The 23,039-nt window shown below is 72.9% G+C and carries 20 protein-coding genes and 1 pseudogene; 11 read left to right on the plus strand and 10 right to left on the minus strand.

What is annotated here, in order from left to right; translation table 11 throughout:
* Window positions 1-7: 7 nt before the first annotated feature.
* Window positions 8-1,696 carry an FG-GAP repeat domain-containing protein gene (locus OG702_RS16770; protein WP_327289692.1) on the minus strand — a complete coding sequence of 563 codons (1,689 nt, stop codon included), beginning with the start codon at window positions 1,694-1,696 and terminating at the stop codon, window positions 8-10.
* A 302-nt stretch (window positions 1,697-1,998) separates the two neighbouring features.
* On the opposite strand from OG702_RS16770, the gene OG702_RS16775 reads away from it, so the two are divergent.
* Window positions 1,999-2,421 (plus strand): hypothetical protein, encoded by a 423-nt coding sequence (locus OG702_RS16775; RefSeq protein ID WP_327289693.1) that lies wholly within the window; start codon window positions 1,999-2,001, stop codon window positions 2,419-2,421.
* A gap of 110 nt (window positions 2,422-2,531) precedes the next feature.
* Here OG702_RS16775 and OG702_RS16780 read toward each other — a convergent pair whose 3' ends face one another.
* Entirely contained in the window at window positions 2,532-3,581 is a 1,050-nt protein-coding gene (locus OG702_RS16780) for a CU044_5270 family protein (RefSeq protein WP_327289694.1), read from the minus strand.
* Window positions 3,578-4,225 (minus strand): RNA polymerase sigma factor, encoded by a 648-nt coding sequence (locus tag OG702_RS16785; protein WP_327289695.1) that lies wholly within the window; start codon window positions 4,223-4,225, stop codon window positions 3,578-3,580. Before OG702_RS16785 ends, OG702_RS16780 begins: the two co-directional genes overlap by 4 nt.
* 117 nt (window positions 4,226-4,342) lie before the next feature.
* On the opposite strand from OG702_RS16785, the gene OG702_RS16790 reads away from it, so the two are divergent.
* The gene (locus tag OG702_RS16790; RefSeq protein ID WP_327289697.1) at window positions 4,343-4,564 is read left to right on the plus strand and encodes a hypothetical protein; all 222 of its coding nucleotides are present in this window, start codon (window positions 4,343-4,345) and stop codon (window positions 4,562-4,564) included.
* A 120-nt stretch (window positions 4,565-4,684) separates the two neighbouring features.
* Here the strand turns inward: OG702_RS16790 and OG702_RS16795 are convergent.
* Together OG702_RS16795 and OG702_RS16800 are read right to left on the minus strand one after the other, a co-directional pair.
* A pseudogene (locus tag OG702_RS16795) lies at window positions 4,685-5,284 on the minus strand (SDR family oxidoreductase); the annotation flags it as partial.
* A gap of 204 nt (window positions 5,285-5,488) precedes the next feature.
* A complete protein-coding gene (locus tag OG702_RS16800) occupies window positions 5,489-6,370 on the minus strand; it encodes a sigma-70 family RNA polymerase sigma factor (protein WP_327289698.1) in 882 nt (293 codons plus the stop codon).
* Between the two features lie 240 nt (window positions 6,371-6,610).
* Between OG702_RS16800 and OG702_RS16805 the strand changes: the two genes are divergently transcribed.
* Together OG702_RS16805 and OG702_RS16810 are read left to right on the plus strand one after the other, a co-directional pair.
* Window positions 6,611-7,063, plus strand: coding sequence for a carboxymuconolactone decarboxylase family protein (locus tag OG702_RS16805; protein WP_327289699.1), 453 nt, complete (start codon window positions 6,611-6,613; stop codon window positions 7,061-7,063).
* On the plus strand, window positions 7,060-7,515 hold the full coding sequence (locus OG702_RS16810) for a VOC family protein (RefSeq protein WP_327293255.1): 456 nt from the start codon (window positions 7,060-7,062) through the stop codon (window positions 7,513-7,515). The genes OG702_RS16805 and OG702_RS16810 overlap by 4 nt, the downstream gene beginning before the upstream one ends.
* Window positions 7,516-7,583: 68 nt before the next feature.
* Here OG702_RS16810 and OG702_RS16815 read toward each other — a convergent pair whose 3' ends face one another.
* On the minus strand, window positions 7,584-9,467 hold the full coding sequence (locus tag OG702_RS16815; protein WP_327289700.1) for an N-acetylmuramoyl-L-alanine amidase: 1,884 nt from the start codon (window positions 9,465-9,467) through the stop codon (window positions 7,584-7,586).
* A 286-nt stretch (window positions 9,468-9,753) separates the two neighbouring features.
* Between OG702_RS16815 and OG702_RS16820 the strand changes: the two genes are divergently transcribed.
* From OG702_RS16820 to OG702_RS16835, 4 genes are all read left to right on the plus strand, one after another.
* Window positions 9,754-10,479 carry a response regulator transcription factor gene (locus OG702_RS16820; RefSeq protein WP_442814714.1) on the plus strand — a complete coding sequence of 242 codons (726 nt, stop codon included), beginning with the start codon at window positions 9,754-9,756 and terminating at the stop codon, window positions 10,477-10,479.
* Window positions 10,466-12,619: a sensor histidine kinase gene (locus tag OG702_RS16825; RefSeq protein WP_327289702.1), complete on the plus strand. Its 2,154-nt coding sequence runs from the start codon at window positions 10,466-10,468 to the stop codon at window positions 12,617-12,619. Before OG702_RS16820 ends, OG702_RS16825 begins: the two co-directional genes overlap by 14 nt.
* Before the next feature lie 120 nt (window positions 12,620-12,739).
* The gene (locus tag OG702_RS16830) at window positions 12,740-13,123 is read left to right on the plus strand and encodes a sortase-dependent protein (protein WP_327289703.1); all 384 of its coding nucleotides are present in this window, start codon (window positions 12,740-12,742) and stop codon (window positions 13,121-13,123) included.
* A gap of 92 nt (window positions 13,124-13,215) precedes the next feature.
* Window positions 13,216-13,863: a class F sortase gene (locus OG702_RS16835; RefSeq protein ID WP_442814443.1), complete on the plus strand. Its 648-nt coding sequence runs from the start codon at window positions 13,216-13,218 to the stop codon at window positions 13,861-13,863.
* A 13-nt stretch (window positions 13,864-13,876) separates the two neighbouring features.
* Here OG702_RS16835 and OG702_RS16840 read toward each other — a convergent pair whose 3' ends face one another.
* Window positions 13,877-15,850 carry an ATP-binding SpoIIE family protein phosphatase gene (locus tag OG702_RS16840; RefSeq protein WP_442814715.1) on the minus strand — a complete coding sequence of 658 codons (1,974 nt, stop codon included), beginning with the start codon at window positions 15,848-15,850 and terminating at the stop codon, window positions 13,877-13,879.
* A 1,026-nt stretch (window positions 15,851-16,876) separates the two neighbouring features.
* Here OG702_RS16840 and OG702_RS16845 point away from each other — a divergent pair.
* The gene (locus OG702_RS16845; protein WP_327289704.1) at window positions 16,877-17,098 is read left to right on the plus strand and encodes a dTMP kinase; all 222 of its coding nucleotides are present in this window, start codon (window positions 16,877-16,879) and stop codon (window positions 17,096-17,098) included.
* 47 nt (window positions 17,099-17,145) lie between these two features.
* On the opposite strand, the gene OG702_RS16850 is transcribed toward OG702_RS16845, so the two are convergent.
* On the minus strand, window positions 17,146-18,024 hold the full coding sequence (locus tag OG702_RS16850) for an MBL fold metallo-hydrolase (RefSeq protein ID WP_327289705.1): 879 nt from the start codon (window positions 18,022-18,024) through the stop codon (window positions 17,146-17,148).
* A 226-nt stretch (window positions 18,025-18,250) separates the two neighbouring features.
* A complete protein-coding gene (locus OG702_RS16855) occupies window positions 18,251-18,658 on the minus strand; it encodes an SgcJ/EcaC family oxidoreductase (protein WP_327289706.1) in 408 nt (135 codons plus the stop codon).
* A gap of 241 nt (window positions 18,659-18,899) precedes the next feature.
* Here OG702_RS16855 and OG702_RS16860 point away from each other — a divergent pair, with 241 nt between their 5' ends.
* Complete coding sequence (locus OG702_RS16860) at window positions 18,900-20,873, plus strand: potassium transporter Kup (RefSeq protein WP_327289707.1); 1,974 nt, start codon at window positions 18,900-18,902, stop codon at window positions 20,871-20,873.
* 76 nt (window positions 20,874-20,949) lie between these two features.
* Here the strand turns inward: OG702_RS16860 and OG702_RS16865 are convergent, their stop codons facing one another.
* On the minus strand, window positions 20,950-22,035 hold the full coding sequence (locus tag OG702_RS16865; RefSeq protein ID WP_442814307.1) for an IS110 family transposase: 1,086 nt from the start codon (window positions 22,033-22,035) through the stop codon (window positions 20,950-20,952).
* 315 nt (window positions 22,036-22,350) lie between these two features.
* Here OG702_RS16865 and OG702_RS16870 point away from each other — a divergent pair, with 315 nt between their 5' ends.
* Complete coding sequence (locus tag OG702_RS16870; protein WP_327289708.1) at window positions 22,351-22,995, plus strand: dihydrofolate reductase family protein; 645 nt, start codon at window positions 22,351-22,353, stop codon at window positions 22,993-22,995.
* Window positions 22,996-23,039: the final 44 nt, after the last annotated feature.

A 23,039-nucleotide genomic window follows, 5' to 3' on the forward strand; every position in this document is an offset into this window, starting at 1 on the left:
GATACGGCTAGAACATCAGGTTGTAGGTGTTCCAGCCGCCGCCGACCTTCGTGCGGGCCGCGTAAGGCGCGGCAGCGTTGCCCGTGCCCTTGTACAGCCACAGCCCACCGGACGCGTCACGGCCCACCAGGTCCGCCTTGCCGTCGCCGGTGAGGTCGCCGGGGCCGAGCAGGACGGTGTAGGTGCTCCAGCCGGTGCCGACCTTGGTGCGGGCGGCGTAAGGCGCGGTGGCGTCGCCCGTGCCCTTGTACAGCCACAGCCCACCGGACGCGTCGACCCCGACCAGGTCGGCCTTGCCGTCACCGGTCAGGTCGCCGGTGGCGGTCAGGGTCGTGTAGGTGTTCCAGCCGGCGCCGATCCCGGTGCGCGCGGCGAAGGGGGCCGTGGTGCTGTCGGTGCCCTTGTAGAGCCAGAGCACGCCGGAGGCGTCGCGGCCGAGCAGGTCGGCCTTGCCGTCCCCGGTCAGGTCGCCGGCGCCGGTGATGGTGTCGTAGGTGTTCCAGCCGCCGCCGACCTTGGTGCGCGGTTGGAGGAAGTCGTACCCGTTGGTGCCGCTGCCGCGGTAGTACCAGAGGTTGCCGCTGCCGTCCCGGGCGACCACGTCACCCGTGCCGTGCAGGGTGACCGCGGAGAGCGCGGTCGCGGCGGTGTACTGCTGCCAGCCGTCCTCGAAGTAGTCGCGCGATCTGAACGGCGTGCTCGCGTTCCCCGTCCCGTCGTAGAACATCAGCGTTCCGTCGGCGGTGCGGCCGAACAGGCGGTAGCGCTCGCTCACCGGGGTCGGGCTGAGGACCTTGAACGTGCTGGTCGCCTCCGGATTCTGGCTGCCGTAGTCGACCACGTTGAGGACGGCGTCCGCGACGAGCTTCCAGGCCTCGACCTCGGGACCGGCGGTGAGCGTGTAGGTGATGGTGTAGTCGCCCGCGGGCAGCTGGCAGCGGGCGGCGTCATGGCCGCCGGTCAGCGAGTCGGTGGTGTGGTCGCAGGCGTCGGCGGGTCCTCCGCCGACCGCGGTCACCTTGACGTCCACCTCCTCCTCGTCGTTCCACCGCTCGTCCGAGGTGGGGCTGAAGTTCACGGCCAGATACGCGGGGTCGGCCGCGTGCACGTGCACCGTCTGCACGGTCGACGCGCTCAGCGGCACATCCGGGGTGGTGAGCTCGACAGTGCTCTTGGCCACCTGCTCCGGGGTCAGGACGGTGATCACGCCGGCGGTCTGCACGTCAGGCGTCGACGTGGTGCCGGCCAGCTCCGCGGCCTTGACCGCGGTGGCCAGGCTGGTGCCGCGCGGCGCGTAGGCGGCGCCGACGTAGGCGGTGGTGTGGTTGGCGGCGTCGTCGGCCGCCACCACGGTCGGCGACGCCAGCGGGTAGTCCTCGCTGACCGGGCAGGTGTAGACCCCGGGCGCTCCGGCATAGGCGGTGCAGCCGGTGTCGGACAGCGACGCGGTCAGTCCGGCCGGCAGGCCGCCGCCGGCCCAGCCGGCGTCGGTCAGCGGGGTCTTGCTCAAGGCGTAGACGGCCGTGCCGTCAGCGGTCCCGTACGCGCCGGAGTTCACCTCCGAGCTGTTGCCGGGGCCGAGCGAGATGTCGCGTACGAGCGGGACGAAGTCCGAGTCGGCGGCGGCGCCCCCGGCGGCGGCCAGCGTTCCGGCGGCCAGGGCCGCGGTGAGCGCGCAGACAGCCGTGAGCCTCACGGTGTGCAGGCGTTTTGACAAAGTGGTGGTCCCCCCACGGTGATGTGCGGCATCCGCTGCCGCAGCGGCGTCTGGATCCCCCCGGCGCCGCCAACAACGTACTGGAACAGCCGTTCGTGCGCCCCCGGCATCTGTCCTTCCGGTTGTGAGCGAGCTGGGAGCGGCGGCCGGAGGCGGACCCCCGATGAGCGGTGCGGCCGGATGCGGGTGGCGTCCATTCCCGGGAGGGAATTGCCGGGCCGCCCGGCGCACCGCAGGATCTGGCCCGGAGCAGGCGGTTCTTTCGGCAAGGAGATGCGGACATGATCGAGATCGATCCCCAGGAACTGGCCGGCCGCTACGTCGGCCAGTGGAATCTGCGGGGCGCCACCGAACGCCGCGCGGCCGTCGAGCGGCTCTGGGCCGAGGACGCCACCCATGTCGTCCAACCGCCCGCGGAGATCCGGGAGATCGCCGGGCGGATCGGGTTCGACCACCAGGTCCTGGAGTCGCGGGGGCACGAGGCCATCGAGACCCGGGTGGCGCGGACCTACGAACGCTTCGTCGGCAAGGAGGGATTCACCTTCCGGCCGGCCGCCGACGCGGTACGCCTGCGTGACGTGGTCACGTTCCACTGGGAGATGGTGTCCGCGGAGACCGGCGACGTGGCGGGCGGCGGTCTGGAGATCCTGCTGCTCGGCGCCGACGGCCGGATCAAGGCCGACTACATGTTCCCCGGCGCCTGACCGCCGGGGCGCACGTGCCGCGATCCCGCCGCCGCCCGCGCGCGGTTCGACCGGCGACGACGTCCGAAGCGCCCGCGGCCGGTCGCCCGACCGGCGGGCGTCCGGCCGCCTCAGCTCCTGAGGGTCGCGGGGACGTCGCCCGGGCGGTCGACCACCCCGCGCTGCATGACGGCGTCCACGCCGTACAACGTCTCGCCTGCGCTGCCGTCGCCTTCGTGCCCGGTCATGTAGTGCCGCGAGCCGAGGTAGGCGAGGGTGGTCCTGTCGAAGATCCACTCGTCGCGGGTCATCGATCCGGGGTCCTTGCGCGTGATGCCGAAGCCGTGCCGGCCCGCCGCGTCGACGGCGTCGGGCACCACGCGGACTCCGGGGATCTTCTCGACGACCTTGTACAGCGCGGAGGCGGTGGCGGGCGGCATGATCGTCGTGCTCAGCATCTGACCGACGTTCGCGAAGACCGTCTCGTCCTGCGTCTCGCTGCCCCACGGCTCGGTCTCCCGGTAGAGCAGCGCGCGCAGGGCCTCCGGGTCCGTCGGCAGCGTGGCCAGCCACTTGTAGGTGGGGTGGTCAAGACCGGCGGACACGGGGGAGGTGGACACGATGGGACCGAGGCCCGGCATGATCGCGTCCTTGCCCGATTCCCGCATCCAGCCCTCCCTGGTCATGGGGCCGGGGCGCTGGACGGTCCAGTACTCCTGCTCGTGCAGCGCGCCGAGCCGGACCGTGCCGCCGAAGGAGCCGTTGTTCTCCCGGGTCAGGTTCTCGACGTAGACCAGCTGGTCGTCCCGCACCGGCGGCACGTCCCGCGCCAGTGCGGCGTCGGCGATCCGGCCGAGGGTGACGGAGGCGCCGTTGTCCTTCGCGGGCGGGGCCGCGGCGAACCGCTTCGGGGCGGGGCCGCCGCCCGACGCGATGGCGACCAGCACGCCGACCAGCGCGGCCGCCGCGGGCAGGACCATCACCGGACGGAGCTGCCTGCGCCACACCGGCGCCGCCGACGTCCGAGCGCCGGAGCTGCGGTCCTGGTCGATCTCCCGCAGCAGGACATCCTTGACACGGCGATGGCTGCCCGGCGGGAGGTCCCAGCCGGGCGGGTCCGCCAGCAGGCGTTCCGCCGCACTGCGGGCAGAGCCGGGGCCGTGCAGCTGGTCAGGGTTCATCGGGTTTCCTCCCGCAGAAAGAGCGCCGCGAACGCGGCCTCGCCCTTTGTCTCTCCGCGGGCGCCGTCCGGTTCCACCCTCGGGTCACGCGCTGTCTCGGCGCTCAGCGCGGCCAGCCGTCGCCGGGCGCGCGAGAGCCGCGAGCGGACCGTGCCGACCGGGATGTCCAGGGCTTCCGCCGCCTGCCGGTAGTCCAGCCCGGCTGCCACGCACAGGGCGATCACCTCCCTGTCCTGGCGGCTCAGCTTCCGCAAGGTGTCGTGCACGGCCGCCAGCCGGCGGGCGTCGTCGATCCGGCCCGCCGTCTCGTCCGCGAAGTCCTCGGTGGGGCGGGGCTCAGGACTGCGGGCCAGGAAGGCAAGTTTGCGCCACCGGCCGCGGTTGGCGTTGTGGGCCTTGTGCGTGGCGATACCGAGCAGCCAGGGAGCCAGCGAGCCGCCCTCCGGCTCCACGTTCTCCCGCGTGCGCCAGGCCGCGAGGAAGGTCTCGGACAGCACGTCCTCGGCCTCCGACCAGCTGCCGGTCAGCCGCAGGGCGTGGTGGTACACCGCCCGCGCGTGGTGCTCGTACAGGTCGGCGAACGCGGAACGGTCTCCCGCACGGATGCGCCCACGCGCCGACTCTGCTGGCTCTGATTGCGTCACACTTGTGTACTCTCCGCCGCCCTCGCCGGGTTCCCGTGTCCCCGGTCACACAACTGCCGCGCAAGCACGAGCGGACCCGCGCGAACGGGATGAGCCTTATCGGGCGCATACTGAGCCATGACAAAGCCTGCTGCCCCGAAGCGTCGTCTGCCCACCAGTCCCTTCAGCGCCCCGGTCGCGCCCGCTCCCAAGCACTTCGCCGTGAGCGATCAGGTCACACATGACGTGTACGGCCTCGGCCGGGTGATCAGCGTGGAGGAGGGAGTCGCGGTGGTCGTCCAGTTCGGTTCGGCGCAGACGCGGATCCTCAGCCCGTACGCCAAGATGACCAGACTGTAGGGACCCGCCACACCCCGGAGAGCCGGCCGCCGGCCGGCCCGCCCGGGGTGCGCGCGTCGGCGGCGGCCACCACCACGGGGGTGGCCCCCGCCGCGCCGCCGCGGCACGCCCCTGGCGGGGTCAGCTCTCCACCGGGAAGCCCGGGTACAGCGCCGTCGCGCCTCCGGAGAGCCCTGCCAGGGCGTTGCGGCTCTTGGCGTCGCCGATCACTTCCAGGGCCCGCGCCTGGACTCCGTCCAGCGCCAGGCGTGCCACCTCGGCGGGGTCGACCTTGTCCGACGGGTCCACGTAGTCGGCCATGTCGGTGTCCATGTAGCCGACGTGGAGTCCGGTCACGTCGATTCCCGAACCGGCCAGCTCCTGGCGGACCACGTTCGTCATGGCCCACTCCGCGGCCTTGGCGGAGCTGTAGGCGCCGTACGCCGGGTAGTGCACCCACGACAGCACGGACAGGACGTTCAGGATCGCGCCGCCGCCGTTGGCGGTGATGACCGGGGCGAAGGCCCTGGTGACAGCGAGCGAACCGAAGAAGTGCGTCTCCATCTCGCGCCTGATGTCGGCCAGGTCCTCGGTGAGCAGCTGCGAGTGGGTGCTGATGCCGGCGTTGTTGATCAGCAGCGTGGCGTCCGGCGCCGCCTTCGCCGCGGCCTCCACGGAGTGGGGGTCGGTGATGTCCAGCTGCACCGGTACGACTCCCGGCAGGTCGACCGACTCGGGGTCGCGGGCGCCGGGACGCCGCCGGTGCGCTGTGGTACTACACGACCTCGGTCTCGGACACCCACCTCAATCCGGCCGATCCGTTCGCCGCCCGCGTCCGGGTCGGCGGCGGCTGGAACACCTACAACGCGCTGATCTGACCCGGCGGTCCGGTGGCGCCGGCCGCGGCGGCCCGCGCCACCCTGCCACCGCCCCGGCGCCCGCGGGTCACCGGTCGAGCAGCACGATGTCGAGGTCCTTCAGCCGGCCGGGCTCGCCCACCAGGGCGATGGCCGTGATCCGCCCGTCGACGACGGTGAAGCTGAACGCCACGATCGTGCGCTTCTTCGACTGCCACACGACGCCCACCGTGTCGTCGATCAGCGCGACCCGGGCGGCCGCGGCGCCGCCGTTGAAGATCTTCGCCACGCCGTCGGCGCCCCGGGTGAGCGGTGCGGCGCCGATCCGGACGGCGGTGTCGTCGGCGCTCATGGCGACGTCGGGGGCGAGCAGGGCCACCAGGGGCTCGAACTCGCCGCTGCGGGCGGCGGCGAGGAAGGCGCTCACAATGGTGTGCTGCCGGCGCAGGTCGGGCAGCGGGGAGGTGCCGTGGACGCGGCGGCGGGCACGGCTGGCCAGCTGGCGGGTGGCCGCCGGGCTGCGTCCGATGATCGCGGCGATGTCGGCGAACGGCACGGCGAAGGTGTCGTGCAGCACGAAGGCGAGCCGCTCGTCGGGGTCGAGCGCGTCGAGGACCACCAGGAGTGCGGGGCCGAGGGAGTCGGCCAGCAGGGCGGCCTGCTCCGGGTCGTAGTCCGCCTCCGACCGGGAGGCCGCGGGCGGGGCGGCGTGCTCGCCGAGCAGGTCCTCCCGCCGGCCGCGGGCGCGCAGCATGTCGAGGCAGACCCGGCCGACGACGGTGGTGAGCCAGCCGTCGAGGTTCTCGACGCTCTCCGCGTCACTGCGGTGCAGCCTGATCCAGGTCTCCTGCACCGCGTCCTCGGCCTCGTCGGCGGAGCCGAGCATGCGGTGGGCCACGCCGAGCAGCCGCGGGCGCTTCTCCTCGAACGCGCGGGCCCGCACTTCGATGTCCTGGGTGGCCACTGTCATCCCCTCCGGTCGTCGGTCCCGGCCGGTGCGGGACCGTCGCTCGTCACACCTTCGTGCGCCCGATCGTCATCACTGTGACGAGCGAGACCGACCGCTTGTGACGGCGTACGGCATTATCCTGCCCGCTTCCCCCGCGGCAGTGCCCCGTGCGCAACTCCCGTCACACCCGCCCCTCGCCGATCGTCATGACAGTGGAGAGCGCCGACCAGCGGCGCCCCACGCCCCGAGCGAAGGAAGACCATGGAACCGCGTATCAAGAACCCAGCAGAGACACTCGACGCCACCCAGCCCATCGGGCAGCTGTACGGGGCCGTCTACTCCGGCGGAGTCCCCAAGGCGACGCTCGACCTGGTCCATCTGCGCGCGAGCCAGATCAACGCCTGCGGTCCGTGCGTGGATTCGGGCGCGCGGGGAGCCCGCAAGAGCGGCGAGAGCGAGGAGCGGCTGTTCGCCGTCGCGGCCTGGCGCGAGACGTCGTACTTCACCGACGCCGAACGCGCCGCGCTGGCGCTGGCCGAGGCCGCCACCCGGCTGGCCGACCGCAGCGACCCGGTGCCGGACGCCGTCTGGGACGAGGCCGCGGCGCACTACGACGAGAAGGGCCTGGCCTCGCTGGTCCTGATGATCGGGCTGACCAACTTCTTCAACCGCCTGAACGTGACCACCAAGCAGATAGCCGGCGCGTGGGGCTGACGGACGCCGCCCGCCGCCCGGCCGATCCCCCGGGCGGTACGCGTCTGGCGTTCTCCTCCTGCGCGCTCGCCGTCCGCGACCTCGACGAGACGCTCGGCTTCTACCGCGACGTGCTCGGCTTCGAGGTCCGCGACGACGTCGAGGAGGGCGGGGCGCGGTGGGTGAGCGTCGGTTCGCCGTCGCAGCCGGACGTGCAGATACGGCTCGAACGCCCGGGCTCCGTCGCGGACGTCCCGCCTGCGGTCCGCTCGACGCTCGCGGACCTGATGGCCAACGGCGTGCTGTGCCGCCTGGTCTTCGTGACCGACGACTGCGACGCCACCTTCGCGTGCGTCGAGGCGGCGGGCGCCGACGTGATGCAGGAGCCGGTCGACCGGCCGTGCGGCGTCCGCGACTGCGCCTTCCTCGACCCGTCGGGCAACCTGCTGCGCTTCACCCAGCCCGTGGCGTAGCGGTACGACGGGCCCCGGGCCACAGCCGCGTACTCGCTGTGGCCCGGGGCCCGTCGGTGCCGGGAGGGTCAGCCCGCCGCGACGTCCGAGGCGTTGACCAGGGCCACGCGGTGGTTGTACTGGATCGTGTACACCTCGCCGGCGCCCGGGATGTAGGTCTCGGTGGGACGGGTGGTGCCGTTGGCCGGGTAGAAGTCGTCCCGCTGGGCCGGCTTCTCGGTGGCCACGTACTCCTGTCCGGCGGGGAAGGCGTACTTGCTGAACGCGGGTGCCACGTCCGGCGAGAGGTTCGCGGGGTACTCCGACGCGTCCGGGTACGCCTCGCCGAACAGCGGCGCGGACGTGGTGCCGGCCGTCCTGAGCACCTTGACGTGCTTGGCCCGGACGGTGTTCACGCCGTGCGGGTTGTCGAACCAGACCTGCTGGCCGCCGTACCAGATGGACGTCCAGTCGCCCTGCTGGCCGGCGACCACGAACTGCTGGCCCGCGGAGACCGTCGAGCTCCAGTCGCTGATCTCGTCGGTGCCGGCCGATCCGTCGGCGTGCACGTAGGGGTCGTTCACCAGCGGCGCGGTGGCGCTGGGCGCGGTGCGCACGTAGAGGAAGTTCGACGGGGCGGTCTGGTCGGTGCACGCGGTCGTCGCGCCGGTCGGGTCGTCTGCCGGGCAGACGTTCACCGTCTGCGCGTTGGACCCGAAGGCCGGTGCGATGGTCACCGCGGTGCCGACCGGGCCCACGCCGTGCCGGGCGTCGTCCGTCGGCGCGCCCAGCATCGCCATGAACTTGTTCCAGTCCCAGTACGGTCCCGGGTCCCAGTGCATGCCGGAGACGTACGAGTCGACCGGGCCCGGCACGTTGTCGTGGCCGATGATGTGCTCGCGGTCCAGGGTGATGTCGTACTTCTTCGCCAGGTACTTCACCAGGTCGGCCGTCTTCTGGTACTGCACCTGCGTGTACCAGCTGGCGCCGTGGGCCGCGTAGGCCTCGTGCTCGACGCCGATCGAGTGCATGTTGAACCAGTAGTTGCCCGCGTGGAAGGCCAGGTCCTTGTCGGCCACCGACTGCGTCACCGCGCCGTCGGAGGACCGCATCACGTAGTTCGCCGCGTCCCCGCTCGCCGGGCTCTGGAAGGTGTTGATGGCGGCCTGGTAGGACGACTCGGTGTCGTGGATGACGATGTAGTCGACCTTCATCCCGTCAGCCGGGCGGTTGGCGACCTGGTAGTTGGTCGTCGCGGCCGGCGCCGGCTGGCAGTCCATGCCCACCGGGCAGTCGGTGCCCGAGGAGGACGTCTTCTTCAGGTGCAGCGACGCCAGGTGGCTGGTGTCCGGCGTCAGCGAGGGCTGCGACGCCAGGTCCACCCGCTGCCCCGCGGCGGTGGTGCGCTCGGCGCCGGACTTCATCGTCGCGAACACCCGGTCGGCGAAGTCCTGCGCAGCCGCCTGGTCCGAGGACCCGCTGTACTGCGCCACCGCCGCGTACCAGCCGGCCGGGCTGTCCGGGGTGCTCCCCTGGAGCTTCTTCTCGTACGACGCCAGCAGCGCCGCCGCGGCACGGATGTTGTCCCGCCTGCCGGTCCGCACCTGCTGCGCGGGCACGCCGATCAGGTCGGCCGCCGCGGTCAGCGTGTGCAACGACGGGTCGGCCGCCAGCGACGCCAGGTCGGAGCGGCCGGCCGCGCCGGCGCCACCGCCCGCCACCATCGACGGCGTCACGTCCGTCAGGTTCATCAGGCCGTATCCGCCACCGGTGTTGTGGCCCTGGTGGACGTCCCACTGGGACTCCTCGTACGCGACAGCCATCAGCACCGGCTCCGGCACTCCGGACTCCTGCGCCGCGAAGGCGAAGTCCTGCTGCTCACCCGACGGACCCGACCCCGAGTCGGTCCCGCCCGTGCCCGCCAACGCCACCGGCGCGGCCACACATCCGGCCACGACCAGCGTGGCACCCACGACGTACGCCGTAAGTCTCCGCCGTGATCTCCGCCTCTGCCCCACGGGTTCCTCGCCTTCTGCCGGTATCCGCCATATGCACACGATCGGTATATATGACCGAACGTCAGTCAAGGCGTCGATCATAGTTGCCGATGGTTCACGCGAGGGGGACGGGGTCAATGTTGCGCCGCCCCGCACCGGCAGGACCGCGCCGCGCCGACCTCCGCGCGAGGTGCCGGACGTCCCGCGAGCCGCCGGAACCGCGCCGGGCCCGGTTACGCTCGTCGGCGTGCGCGCGAACATCATGGTGGCCGAGGACGATGCGAAGCAGGCTGAGCTGGTGCGCCGTTACCTGGAGCACGAGGGGCACACGGTCACGGTCGTCGAGGACGGCCGGGCGGCGCTCGACGGCGTACGGCGCAGCGAGCCCGACCTGCTCGTCCTCGATGTGATGATGCCCAGAACCGACGGCCTCGACGTCCTGCGGATCCTGCGCGCCGAGCGCCGGGAACTGCCGGTGCTGGTCCTCACCGCCCGCAGCACCGAGGACGATCTGCTGCTCGGCCTCGACCTCGGCGCCGACGACTACGTGACCAAGCCCTTCAGCCCGCGCGAGCTGACCGCCAGGATCCGGACGCTGCTGCGCCGCCGCGGTCCCGCCGGGCCCGGGGCGGGGGCGGCAGCCACGTCCGCCGACGACCAGACGCTGTCGGTGGGCGCGCTGACGATCGATCCGGCCCGGCACGAGGTGTCGGTGGCCGGGCGGCCGGTGGACTGCACGCCCGGCGAGTTCCGCATCCTCGCGGCGATGGCCGCCGAGCCCGACCGGGTCTTCAGCAGGCAGCGCCTGCTGGCCGAGCTGCACGGCTTCGAGAAGTACATCGGGGACCGCAGCGTCGACGTGCACATCATGCATCTGCGCAGGAAGATCGAGCCCGCGCCGCAGCAACCAACCAGGCTGCTCACCGTTTTCGGCGTCGGCTACAAGCTGACGGACCCCGCGAGGAACGCACGCCGTGCGTCGTCGTGACGCGCGGGCCCGGCTGCCGCTGCGCAGGAGCCTGCTCGGGCGGCTGCTGACCGTCTCGGCGCTGGTCGCCTCCTGCTCGGTCGCCGCCACCGCCTGGCTCGCCGTGCAGACGACCTCGGGCGCGATACGCCAGGAGCAGGGCCAGAACCTCAGCGCCGACGCCGAGATCTACAACGCCCTGACCGGGTACGCGGCCACGCACCCCGACTGGGACGGCGTCGGCGCCACCGTACGGAAGCTGGCCCGGCAGTCCCAGCGCCGGATCGCGCTGACCACCCAGGCCCGCGGTCCGATCTTCGACTCGGCGGCCGACGGGCCCGGTTCGGCCGCCGCTGACCCGCTGCCCGCGCAGTCCTCGGCCGTCATCGACCCGCTGTCCGTCGACACCGCGCTGCTGCCCGACGCCGCCTCCACCGGTGCCGACCGCGTCGATCCGCGTGCCGTCGGCCCGTTCTCGCTGCCCGCGAGCGAACGCGCGCGGCTGCGGCGGGCCGCCGCGGAGAGCGTGGCGTGCCTGAACCGTTCGGGCATCGCGGCGGACGTCGTCGCGGGCGCGAGCGGCCGCCCCCGGGTCCAGTTCGTCAGCGACCCCGCCGACAGCTACCAGGCCGACAAGTGCAGGGACTCCGAGGCGGACGCCCCCACCGCGACCGAGAAGCGGGCGCTGCGCGCTCTGGACCAGCTCGCGGACGCCTGCCTGGAACGCCAGGGCCGCACCGGCGTGACGCTGAAGCTGAACCCGGACCTGTCCTGGGACCGGGGATTCGGCCGGCCGGCCGCCGGTCAGGAGCCCACCGCCGTCGCGGCGGCCGACGGCCGGGGGGACGCGGTCAAGAAGGCGGCAGCCGATCAGCGGGTGGCGGCCGCGCGGGCGGCCAAGGAGCGCGCCGACGGTGATGTCCGGCCGCTCACCGAACCCGTGCCGGAGACCCGCAGCAGCGGGGACGACCGGGCCATCGCCTCCTGCGTCGACAGCGCCCGCCGCGAACAGCTCACCGCCTATGTCGCCGCGCCCGCGCTGCTGTTCATCGACTCCCCCGCCGCCGTCAGCGTGCCGGGGTTCGACCTCTCGCCGTCGAACACCGCCCGCATCGCCGGTGCCACCGCGGTCGTGCTGCTGCTCACCGTCGGCGCCTCCGTGATCGCCGGGGTCCGGCTCGTCCGCCCGCTGCACGCCCTGACCGGCGCCGCCCAGCGGATGCGCGACGGCCTGGCGTCGGAGCCCGTACCGGTCGGCGCGGACAACGAGATCGGGCGGCTGGCGGCGGCCTTCAACGACATGGCCCAGCACCGCGCCCGGCTGGAGGAGCAGCGCAAGGTCATGGCCAGCGACGTCGCCCACGAGCTGCGCACACCGCTGAGCAACATCCGCGGCTGGCTGGAGGCGGCGCAGGACGGACTGGCCGAGCCCGACCCGGCCTTCGTCGCCTCGCTGCTGGAGGAGGCCGTGCAGTTGCAGCACATCATCGACGACCTCCAGGACCTGGCGGCCGCGGAAGCGGGCGCGCTGCGCCTGCACGTGGAGCCGGTACGCCTCGACGACCTCCTCGGCCAGGTCGCCGCCGCACACCAGGCGCGGGCCGAGTCCGCGGGCGTCTCGCTCGCCGTCCCGCCGCCCGCACCCGGCGCCCCGCGGCCGCCGCTGTTCGACGCCGACCCGGTCCGGCTGCGCCAGGCCGTGAGCAACCTGGTCTCCAACGCCGTGCTGCACACCCCGCCCGGCGGCACGGTGACGCTGCGCGCGTACGCCACCGCTCCGGCGGACGAGGCCGACGGGAAGGCGCGCGCGGCGGACCGGGCGCCCGGGGGAATCGCCCTGGAGGTGGCCGACACCGGCAGCGGCATACCGGCGGAGGACCTCGCCCATGTCTTCGACCGCTTCTGGCGGGCGGAGAAGTCCCGCAACCGGAGCACCGGCGGCAGCGGCCTCGGGCTGGCGATCGTCCTCAAGATCGCCGAGGCCCACGGCGGCACGGCGGGCGTGGTGAGCACGGTGGGGCAGGGCTCGGTGTTCACCGTGGCGCTGCCGGGCGGGGGCCGGACGGGCGGTGCGCGGCAGGTCGCGGACCCGGCCGCGCCCGCCGGACCGGGGGAGGCCGGGGAGACAGAGGAGACCGGGGAATCCTCCGTGCGGCCGTGATGCGGCCACCATGACTTCCTGACAACTTCCTCACACGCGCTTGCCAGTGTGGGGCCACGCCCGGAGCCTGGTGCCGCCCGGCATTCGGATACCGCTGCCGGGCTGGAACTGGAGTCGCACATGTCCCGCCATCTCCGCCTGCGCGTCGCTGTCCTGACCGCCGTCGCAGCCGGCGCCGTACTCGTCCCGGCGAGCGCGGCCCTCGCATCCGGCTCGACGCCGTCTCCTTCGGCGTCCGCCACCGCCACGGCTTCTGCGCAGAAGTCGGACCGCAGCCCGGCCGCCGTGAAGAGGGCCCAGGACGCCAGGGCCAAGGCCGCAGCAGCGGCCAAGGCAGGCAAGGGCGCGCCGCGCGGCGGCGTCGCCGCCGGCGAGGCACCGGCCGCCGGCTCCGGCAGCAGCAGCACCGGCACCCTTGTCGCCGCCGCGGGCGGCGCCCTGCTGCTCGCGGGCGCCGGCACCGTCGTCCTGCGCCGCCGCGCCGCCGACCGCCGCAACGGCTGACGCGAGCACGGCACCGCCCCGCCAAGCCGGTGCCGCCGCCCCCCACCGGGCGGCGGCACCCGCGTCCGTCCCCTCCTGCTCTGGAGCCTGTCGTGTCCCCTGCCCAGCCTCCTCCGGTACGGCGCCGGCGCCCCCGGCCGGCCACCGGGTGGCTCGCCCTCGCCGTCCCCGCGGTCCTCGCCCTGCTCGCCGGCTGCTCGTCCGCTCACGGAGCGGCCGCTCCGGTGGCACCGACGGGCACGGTGGCCGCCGCCGCGGCCAGCGGCCCCACGGCCGGCACCCCGAAGCGGCAGCCCGCGGCGGCCCCCGTGAGGGTGTCCATCCCCTCGGTCGGGATCTCCGCCCCGCTGATGAAGCTCGGCCTCCAGGCGGACGGAACCGTCCAGGTCCCGCCGCCCGACAAGGGGATGACCGCCGGCTGGTACACCGGCAACCCGGTGCCGGGCGAGACCGGGGCGGCCGTCATCATCGGCCACAACTCCACCCGCTTCGGCAAGGCCGTCTTCCACGACCTGAAGGACATCGCCAAGGGAGCGGACATCACCGTCACCGACACCCGCGGCAAGTCCAGGCACTTCACGGTGACGGCCACCGAGAGCGTCAGCAAGCAGTCCTTCCCCACCCGGAAGGTCTACGGCCCGACCGGCGGCCGCGCCCTGCGGCTGATCACCTGCGACGGAGCCTTCGACGCCGACGGCCACCCGGTGAACAACCTCATCGTCTACGCGACGCTCGACTGACGGGCGACCCCGTTCAGCCCAGCGGCAGTTCGAACCAGACGACCTTGCCCGCGCCCAGGCGGGTCGCCCCCCAGCGCTGCGCCACCTGGTTCACGATGTAGAGGCCCCGTCCTCCCTCGTCCTGCGGCGTGGACAGCCGCATCCGGGGGAGCAGCGGGGCGTCGTCACCGACTTCGCAGCGCAGCACGTCGGTGCGCAGCAGCCGCAGGGTGATCGGCCGGTCCGCGTACCGCACCGCGTTGGTGACGATCTCGCTGACCAGCAGTTCCGCCGCGTCCAGTTGGTCCTCCAGGTCCCAGCGGCGCAGCGCCTGGCGGACCAGCCGGCGCGCCCGGCCCGGGGTCTGGTCCTGCGGCTCAAGGAACCAGTAGGCGACATCGCTCGGCGCGATCCCGTCGAAACGGGCGGCCAGCAGCGCGATGTCGTCGTCCCGGTCGCCGGGCCCGAGGACGTCAAGCACCTCGTCGCACAACGGCTCGAGCGGCGGCGGCGAGACCACGGAAGCCGCGCTCTGCAGCCGCTCCCGCAGCAGCTCGATGCCGCCCCACACGTCCTGGATGCGGGACTCGACCAGGCCGTCGGTGTACAGCAGCAGCGTGGCCCCGGCCGGCGCGGGCAGTTCGACGGCCTCGAAGGGCACCCCGCCGACGCCGATCGGGGCGCCAGGCGGCACCCGCAGCACCTCCGCGCGCCCGTCGGCGTGCAGCAGCACCGGCGGCGGGTGCCCGGCGTTGGCCACCACCAGCCGATGGGCGATCGGGTCGTAGACGGCGTAGACGCACGTCGCCATCCGGTCCTGGCCCAGCCGCTGTGCCTGCTCGTCCAGGTGGTAGAGCACCTCCTGCGGCGCCAGATCCAGGCCCGCCAGGGTCTGCACGGTCGTACGCAGCTGGCCCATGATCGCCGCCGACGTCATCGAGTGGCCCATCACGTCGCCGACCACCAGCGCCACCCGGCTGCCGGGCAGCGGGATCGCGTCGTACCAGTCGCCGCCGACCCGCGCGGACTCCGCGGCCGGCAGATAGCGGCTGGCCAGCTGGACACCGGTGGTCTGCGGCAGGGAATCCGGCAGCATCTGACGCTGGAGCGCGTCGGCGATGTATCCCTCACGGCCGTACAGGAGCGACTTGTCCACGCCCAGCGCCGTCTGGGTCGCCAGCTGGGCCGCCACCAGCAGGTCGTCGGACTCGAACGCCGGCCGTTCCGTGCTCCGCAGCAGCACCACCGCTCCGATCACCCGGCGCCGGCCGCGCAGCGGGGCCAGCAACGCCCGCCGCCCGGTGGGCAGCCCGGCCCGTTCCGGCGGGAAGCCCAGCAGCTCGGCGAGGGCGTCCGCCGCGGCCGGTGACGCCGTGAGCACCGGACGCACCCCCCGCAGCACCTCCGACAGCGGTCCGCCCGACCGGACCGCGCAGGTCCCCGACGTCCCCAGGACGGTCGGCTGCAGCGGCCGCCACCCGTCGCCGTCCTCCCCCGGCTCCACGGGCCAGCCTTCCTGGCGGCGCAGTCGCATGAGAAGCGGACCGTGGGGTCGTTCGTCGCCGACCGGGATGGGGTCACGCAGATACACCGCGATGGCGTCGGCGAAGGTCGGCACGGCGGAGCGGCACAGGCCCAGGATGATCTCGTCCAGGTCCAGGCCGCGCGAGATCCGCCGGGTCGCCGCGCCCACGTAGCGGTGCCGGTCCCCGGCGGAGCGCTGCGTCAGCGCCAGCCGGGCCGATGCGTCACGCCTGGCCGAGGGGTTGTCAGGGGTTGTTGGCGACAATCCGGCACCGTCGTCCTCGTCGCCGCCCGTACGGGGGTCGACCCACCCCGTGCTGCTGCGGAGCACCCGGCCCGGCACCGTACGCCACTCCTCGGCGGCACCCGGCGCCTGCGCGCCGGCGGCGGTCCAGCCCACCTCCTCGGCGGCCTCCTGAACGGTCTCGTGGCCGTGCTCAAGGACCGCGTGGACCTTGTCGAGCACGCGATCCACGTCGTCCATGGTCTCGTCGGCCGGGTCCGCGCTCGGGATCTCCACGGAGGACGCGGCATCCGCGGGGCCGTCCGCGGGCTCCTCGGCGCGGGACACACCGCCTCCGATGCTCTTGAGCAGGCTCAGCTCCTCTTCGAGCGCCTGGATACGGCGGGCGGCGTGGTCGGCGACGCGCTGAGCCATGTCCCGCTCCTCCTCGGCGCGGGCGAGTGCCTGGCGGAGTTCCTTCTCCTGCCCGATGGCCCGCTCCAGCCGGTGGTGCAACGTGCCGAGCGCGCCGGCGCCTTCTGAGGGCCGCTGCACCCGCAGCGCGTCGATGCGCCGCGAGAGCTCCGCGATCTTCGCCTGCGCCTGCCCGAGCAGAGCGAAGACCAGCGTCGCCGCCTGCAGCGCCTGGTGCCGGCCGTGCTCGCTTGCCTGATACGCCTGCCGGGCCCGGTCGATCTCCTGGTAGGCGGCGATCGTCCGGTCCTTGGCTTCGAGCAGTTCCCGCGCCTGCACCAGGTCGGGGTCGTTGCCCGGCACCGTCGGGGTGTGCTGCGCGGCTCTCCACAACTGCTTGGCCGGCGCCAGCCGGGCGATGGACGCCGCCACGGAGTCCTCGGGGAAGCACACGTCGACGACGGCCTCCACCAGCTCCCAGGCCAGGTCCGTCCCGGCGAGGCGGTCGCGTAACTTGTGCAGCTCGGGGACGCAGCGGTCGCCGAAGTGATCGGGCGTCAGCCGCTCGTGCAGCACCGTGACCGGGACGCCCGCCGCGTCGAGCCAGCTCCGCATCAGGGCGACCAGCTCGTTGATCTCCTGGCATGAGCCCTTGGCGGCCCCCCACGGCCGGCCGGCCCGCTTCCCGCCCATGATCCCCACCGTCACGTTGTTGCGGACAACCCCACGTTGTCCGCTGAACAACATTTAATCGGTCATCCCGGTCGCCCGGCTCGGAGATGCTCTCTTCCGGCGGTCACCACACGTTCGGCCACGGGCGCGGCTGGAGCTCGTCGCCCGGTCCGCGCACGACCCCCAGAGGAGGCTGTCCTGATGCTCACCCCCGGAACCGGCCTCCTCGGCCGCGCCCGAGGCGTCCAGCAAGCCCTCCTCGTGGCGCTGCTCCTGATCCCCCTGCTCATCGTCACGATGGCCCTGGTCCCGGCCTTGATCGTGCTGCCGTTCCTGAAGTCCCGCGGCGCACAGGTCCGTTCCCTGGTCAACCAGCTGACGACATGGACGCGAGCGCTGCTCACCAACAGCGCCGACCGCTGAGCCGCAGGCGGCGGGCCGCCGGTGCGGCCCGGGGCCACCCACCCGGCTCATGTGTCGAGGCACAGGATGAAAAGCGGGAAGGCGTAGCGGCCGGGGCGGTCCGCGGTCGTGGCCAGGGCCGTGGCGATCTCGCGCAGGTGGTGCGTGGTCAGCTGCAGCGGGGGCTCGTCGGGGTGGTGGACCGTGCGGATGGGGTGGTCCACGCCGGGGGTGCGGGTCATCTCGATGTGGCAGCCCAGCACGTGGGTCACCGGGCGGCGGGCGCTGAAGTCGATCAGGCGGGCGATCGTCCGCGTGAAGGCCTGGCGGTCCTGGATGTAGAGGCGGCCGGGGTAGACCGTGTCGCCGGTGAGGAGGAATCCCGTCCAGGGGTCGTAGAAGGTGACCGCGGCCTCGTGGTGGCCGGGGGTGGCCAGGCACTCCAGGGTCCGGCCGCCCAGGTCGACGCGGGCCACGGCGCCGGGGTCGTCGTGGAAGCCGAAGTACGCCCAGGCGGTGCGCAGGTCGGCGGCGACGACCGTGGTGCCGGGGCGGCCGGCGAACTGCCCGTCGCCCGCGATGTGGTCGCCGTGCGCGTGGGTGTGCAGCACCAGGAGGCGGTAGTCCTCCCGGGGGTGGCGGGCGAGCCACCCCGCGACCAGCTCGTCGACCACGCGGCGCACGGGGAAGTACTCCGCGCTCGCCGTGGCGCCGGTGTCGATCAGCACCGCGGAGGCGTTCCCGAACAGCAGGTAGAGGAAGGGCGCCTCGAAGTGGACCGCGATGTTCTGCCGCAGGACGAAGGTGTGCTCGTCGTAGGCGTGGACCTGGATGTCGGGGTCGGTGTTGTGCTTGGCCGACGGCGACCCGTGGATCCACCGGACGTCGAGCCCGGCGTTCCGCTGGACCCGGCCGGTGAAGTCGATCAGCGACACGTCGGTGCCCACCAGGTCTCCTTCTGCGTGCCTCACCTCGACAGGCCGGATCCGGCGGATGTCCGCGGACCGGGCAGGCCGGGCCTTCACCGTGACCCTACGGCGTCCCGTCGCCCCGACGGCCCCGTCGCCCTGACGGCCCCGCGGCCGGCCCACGAACCCGTCCGCCCCGCGTCGCCGGTCCTCCGGCACCGGGGCGGACGGGTTCGAGCGTCCGCTCAGCGCGGTCCCGTACGGGTCAGGCCGCCGGCGCGGCCGGGCTGTTCTGGTAGGACACCAGCAGCCAGCCGCCGTCGCGCTTCTCCAGCACCCAGGTCGCGTAGACCGTGCGTCCGGCGGGGACCTCGGTCTCGCCCGGGAACCTGACGGCGGTCTCGCTCACCACGACCGCGGCGGACTCGCCCAGGAAGCGGATGCTGTCCAGGGTGTCGACGGTGGTGCTGCCCTTGAGGAAGGTCGCGAAGCCCGCGGCCATGCTCGCCCGGACCTCCTCCTTCGACCTGCGGTAGGAGCCGGGCAGGATCGCGGTGGCGTCGTCCCGGTATTCCGCGACGAAGGCGTCGGCGTCGCCGGCGTCCCAGGCCTTGTAGACGCCTTCCAGCACACCCTTGATGGCGGCCTCGTCGTCCGCTCGGGTCATGGTCATCGTTCGCTCCTCGTCATGGGGTCCGTCCGGGCCTGCGGCAGGCCCGCCGGTACGTACCGGCGCGGGCGCCGGAACTCATCGCGCCGGCCGGCGGCACTTTCCTGCCGGGTGCGGCGCCCGCCGGAGAACCGCTCCTACCCGCGCGCTGGCCGGGCACATGCCCAGGAAGCGGGACAGATCGGGATATCGTCCGCGTGATGCGTCGGGCCGGGCCACGAAGACCGCGCGGAGGAGGACTGTCATGGCTGATCGTCGGCAGGAGAGCGGGTCTGACGACGGCTCAGTGCGGGTGGTCAAGGCCCGGGGCGCGGGTGCGGGCGCGCACGAGACCGCCCGGCTGGCACTGACGGTCGGCGCGCTCGGCGTGGTCTTCGGCGACCTCGGGACCAGCCCGCTCTACACCTTGCAGACCGTCTTCAACCCCGACGACCCGCACCCGGTCCCGGTCTCGGTGCGCAACGTGTACGGGGTGGTCTCGCTGGTGTTCTGGTCGATCACGATCATCGTGTCGGTCACCTACGTGCTGCTGGCGATGCGCGCCGACAACGAGGGCGAGGGCGGCATCATGGCGCTGATCACCCTGCTGCGGCCCGGACACGGCAAGCGGGGCCCGCACACCGCCGTCGTCCTGACCGGGCTGGGGATCTTCGGCGCGTCGCTGTTCTTCGGCGACAGCATCATCACCCCCGCGATCTCGGTGCTCTCCGCGGTCGAAGGGCTCAAGATCGTCGAACCCTCGCTCGGCGACGCGGTGCTGCCCATCACGGCGGCGATCGTCGTGACGCTGTTCCTGGTCCAGAGCAGGGGGACGGCCGCGGTGGGGCGGGTGTTCGGCCCCGTGATGGTCCTGTGGTTCACCGCGATCGGCGGGTTCGGCATCGCCGGCATCGCCGACCACCCGGAGATCCTCAAGGCGATCTCGCCCTCGTACGCCCTGGGCTTCCTGTTCGGCCACTTCGGCACCGCCTTCTTCTCGCTGGCCGCGGTGGTGCTCGCGGTCACCGGAGCGGAGGCGCTGTACGCCGACATGGGGCACTTCGGCCGCCGGTCGATCACCCGCGCCTGGCTCTTCCTGGTCTTCCCCGCCTGCATCCTCAGCTACTTCGGCCAGGGCGCGCGGATCATCGCCGACACGGACAACATCAGCAGCCCGTTCTTCCTGCTCGTGCCGGGGTGGGGCCGGCTGCCGATGGTGCTGCTGGCCACCGCGGCCACGGTGATCGCCTCCCAGGCGGTGATCACCGGCGCCTACTCGGTCGCCTCGCAGGCCGCCGGACTCGGCTACCTGCCGCGGCTGCGGATCACGCACACCTCCGAGTCCACCATCGGCCAGATCTACGTGCCCCTGATCAACTGGGTGCTGCTGGCCTCGGTGCTCACCCTGATCTTCGCCTTCCGCACCTCGACGCAGCTGGCCTTCGCCTACGGAACGGCGGTCACCGGCACCATCACCATCACCACGCTGCTCTTCTTCTACGCCGCCCGCACGAACTGGGGCACGCCGCTGTGGCTGGTGACCTGCGGCGCGACCGCCCTGCTCTCCGTCGACCTGCTGTTCGTGGCCGCCAACCTGACCAAGCTCATCCACGGCGCCTGGCTGCCGCTGCTCATCGGCCTGACCGCGTTCACCATCATGACCACCTGGCAGCACGGACGACGGACGGTCACCGCCGAGCGGGCCCAGCGCGAGGGCTCGCTGCGCGAGTTCGTCGACCACCTGCACCGCAAGGAGACGCCGGTGCTGCAGGTCCCCGGCACGGCCGTCTTCCTCAACCGGGACCGGCACACCACCCCGCTGGCCATGCGGGCCAACGTCGAGCACAACCACGTACGGCACGACCAGGTGGTGATCCTGTCCATCCAGACCGAGCCCGTGCCGCGCGTCCAGTCCGGCGAGCGGGTCATCATCGACGACCTCGGCTACACCGACGACGGCATCATCCACGTCACGGCCCGCTACGGCTACATGGAGACGCCCGACGTGCCGGGCGCGCTGGCGCTGCTCGACCCGGCCAGGACCGAGGGGCCGCTGGCGCTCGACGAGGCGACGTACTTCCTGTCGACGATCGAGCTGCGCCCGGGCAAGGCGCCCACGATGCGGCCGTGGCGCAAGCGGCTGTTCGTCGCCACCTCGTACATCACGGCGGACGCCGCGGAGCACTTCGGGCTGCCGCGCGCCCGGACCATCATCATGGGCTCGAACATCGACGTCTGACCTGGACCGGTTTTCGCCCTGGCCGTGGCGGCGGCGGTCAGGCGGTCAGGCGGTCAGGCGGATGCTCCTATAGATGTCAAGCGGCAGGAGCAAGGTCGGTTTGTGTGGCTTGTTCGGTCGGTGTGCTGGTCAGGGCGCGGTAGACCTCGCGGGCGACGAATCGTTTGAGGCAGCGCATGATGTCCTTTTTGGACAGGCCTTCCTTGGTGCGGCGTTCGACGTAGGTGCGGGTGCGCTCGTCGTAGCGCATGCGGACGAGCACGATGGTGTGCAGGGCGTTGTTCGCGGCCCGGTCGCCGCCTCGGTTGAGGCGGTGGCGGTGGGTGCGGCCGGAGGATGCCGGGATCGGTGCGACCCCGGCCAGGTGCGCGAAGGCGGCCTCCGAACGCATACGTTCGGGGTTGTCCCCGGCCGAGACCAGCAGTTGGCCGGCGGTTTCGGGGCCGACGCCGAACAGTTCCAGCAGTGCGGGAGCGGCCTGCCGGGTCAGCGGACCGAGTTCCGCGTCCAGCTCGGCGATCTCGGCGTCCATCGCCTGGTGGCGGCGGGCCAGGCGGCGCAGGGCTGCCCGGGTGGCGGTCAGCGGGCGGGACAGGTCGTCGCCGGGCCGCAGCCGGGCGAGCGTGCGTATCAGCGTGGCCCGGTCCACTCCCGCGACCTGCTCGCGCAGCATCGCAGGCGCCGAGACCAGCAGGCCCCGGATCTGGTTCATCGCCTGGGTGCGGGCCTTGACCGCGCTGCGGCGAGCGGTCCGCAGCACGCGCACGGCCTCGACCACGCCGTCCCGGCTCTTGGGGGTGCCGGTGGCCCGCCCGGACAGTACGGCTGTCGCGGCGGCGTAGGCGTCGATCGGGTCGGACTTGCCCTTCATCCGCCGGGTTTTGCGGTCCGGACGGTCGACATCGATGACTGTGACTCCTGCGGCGGTGAGCACCCGGGCGAGTTCGGCCCCGTAGGCGCCGGTGCCCTCCACACCCACCGCGGCCAGCTCGCCGAGTGAACGCATCCAGGCCAGCAGATCCCGGTAGCCGCGGATCGTGGCCGGGAACTCCTGGTCAGCCAGGTGCCGGCCGATGGTGTCGATCACCGCCGCGTGGTGGGTCAGGCCGTGGGTGTCGACTCCGCCGGTGATCTGCGGGCCGTCGTGCGTCATGCTGGTCATGTCCGTCCTTGTGGCGTGTCCGTTCCGAGGGCGGCACGCGCCGGTCGGGCGGGTGGACAAGACAGTGACGGGGCTTCTGGACCAAGCTCCTATGAAGTCACAAGCGCCCGTCCGGCCGCGTGCGTGGTGACGCCCGGCGGGCCGACAAATCCCAAACAGGACAGTCGAGACGTCAGTCAGTTGGCGAGTCAGGCCCACCCGTAGCGTCACCACGAACATCATCACTGTCAGTTGATCGCCGGTGGACCGATGAGTCCGCGGCCGCCCGCCGGTCTACCTTCCGACCGAGAAGAACCCCTCACCCGGGAGCACGCCATGGGCCTGATCCACCTCGAACTGTTCGCGACCCTCGACCTCGTCGGGCAGGCACCCGGCGGCCCGGACGAGGACCCGGCCGGCTTCCCGTTCGGCGGCTGGCAGGCGCCGCTCACCGACGAGGTCTCCGGCGCGCAGATCGGTGCCGCGTACGAGGGCACGGACGCCCTGCTGCTCGGCCGGCGGACGTACGACATCTTCGCCGGCTACTGGCCGCACCAGGAGGGCGGCCAGGACAACGGGATCGCCACGCTCTTCAACAGCATCCCGAAGTACGTCGCCTCCCGCGGCACGCCCGACCTGTCGTGGGCGGGCTCCACGCAGCTCGGCCCCGACCTGGCCGCCGCGGTGCGGGAGGTCCGCGACCGGCACGAGAACGTGAAGGTCGTGGGGAGCCTGGACCTGGTGCAGACCCTGCTGCGGGAGAAGCTGTTCGACCGGCTCGACCTGTGGGTGCACCCGATCACGCTCGGCGTCGGGAAGAAGGTGTTCGACGGCGGCGCCGTGCCCACGAACCTCACCCTCCTCGAACCGCCCGCCGCCGGCCCGAAGGGCACCGTCCACCTGCGCTACGGCCTGGCCGACGGCACCCCGGCGACGGGGGACATGAGCGCGCCCGACCGCGGTGCGGGGCGCGGGGAGTAGCACCGCCCGCGCGCGTACCGCCAGGGGCGGCCGGCTCCGGGGGA

The sequence above is a fragment of the Streptomyces sp. NBC_01198 genome (genome assembly GCF_036010485.1).
In the GTDB taxonomy this organism is placed as follows: Bacteria; Actinomycetota; Actinomycetes; order Streptomycetales; family Streptomycetaceae; genus Actinacidiphila.

Coding starts and splice junctions, on each gene's coding strand:
- OG702_RS16775 (WP_327289693.1), top strand. CDS start 1,999: ATGATCGAGATCGATCCCCAGGAACTGGCCGGCCGCTACGTCGGCCAG.
- OG702_RS16780 (WP_327289694.1), bottom strand. CDS start 3,581: ATGAACCCTGACCAGCTGCACGGCCCCGGCTCTGCCCGCAGTGCGGCG.
- OG702_RS16790 (WP_327289697.1), top strand. CDS start 4,343: ATGACAAAGCCTGCTGCCCCGAAGCGTCGTCTGCCCACCAGTCCCTTC.
- OG702_RS16800 (WP_327289698.1), bottom strand. CDS start 6,370: ATGACAGTGGCCACCCAGGACATCGAAGTGCGGGCCCGCGCGTTCGAG.
- OG702_RS16805 (WP_327289699.1), top strand. CDS start 6,611: ATGGAACCGCGTATCAAGAACCCAGCAGAGACACTCGACGCCACCCAG.
- OG702_RS16820 (WP_442814714.1), top strand. CDS start 9,754: ATGGTGGCCGAGGACGATGCGAAGCAGGCTGAGCTGGTGCGCCGTTAC.
- OG702_RS16830 (WP_327289703.1), top strand. CDS start 12,740: ATGTCCCGCCATCTCCGCCTGCGCGTCGCTGTCCTGACCGCCGTCGCA.
- OG702_RS16840 (WP_442814715.1), bottom strand. CDS start 15,850: ATGGACGACGTGGATCGCGTGCTCGACAAGGTCCACGCGGTCCTTGAG.
- OG702_RS16845 (WP_327289704.1), top strand. CDS start 16,877: ATGCTCACCCCCGGAACCGGCCTCCTCGGCCGCGCCCGAGGCGTCCAG.
- OG702_RS16855 (WP_327289706.1), bottom strand. CDS start 18,658: ATGACCATGACCCGAGCGGACGACGAGGCCGCCATCAAGGGTGTGCTG.
- OG702_RS16860 (WP_327289707.1), top strand. CDS start 18,900: ATGGCTGATCGTCGGCAGGAGAGCGGGTCTGACGACGGCTCAGTGCGG.
- OG702_RS16865 (WP_442814307.1), bottom strand. CDS start 22,035: ATGACCAGCATGACGCACGACGGCCCGCAGATCACCGGCGGAGTCGAC.
- OG702_RS16870 (WP_327289708.1), top strand. CDS start 22,351: ATGGGCCTGATCCACCTCGAACTGTTCGCGACCCTCGACCTCGTCGGG.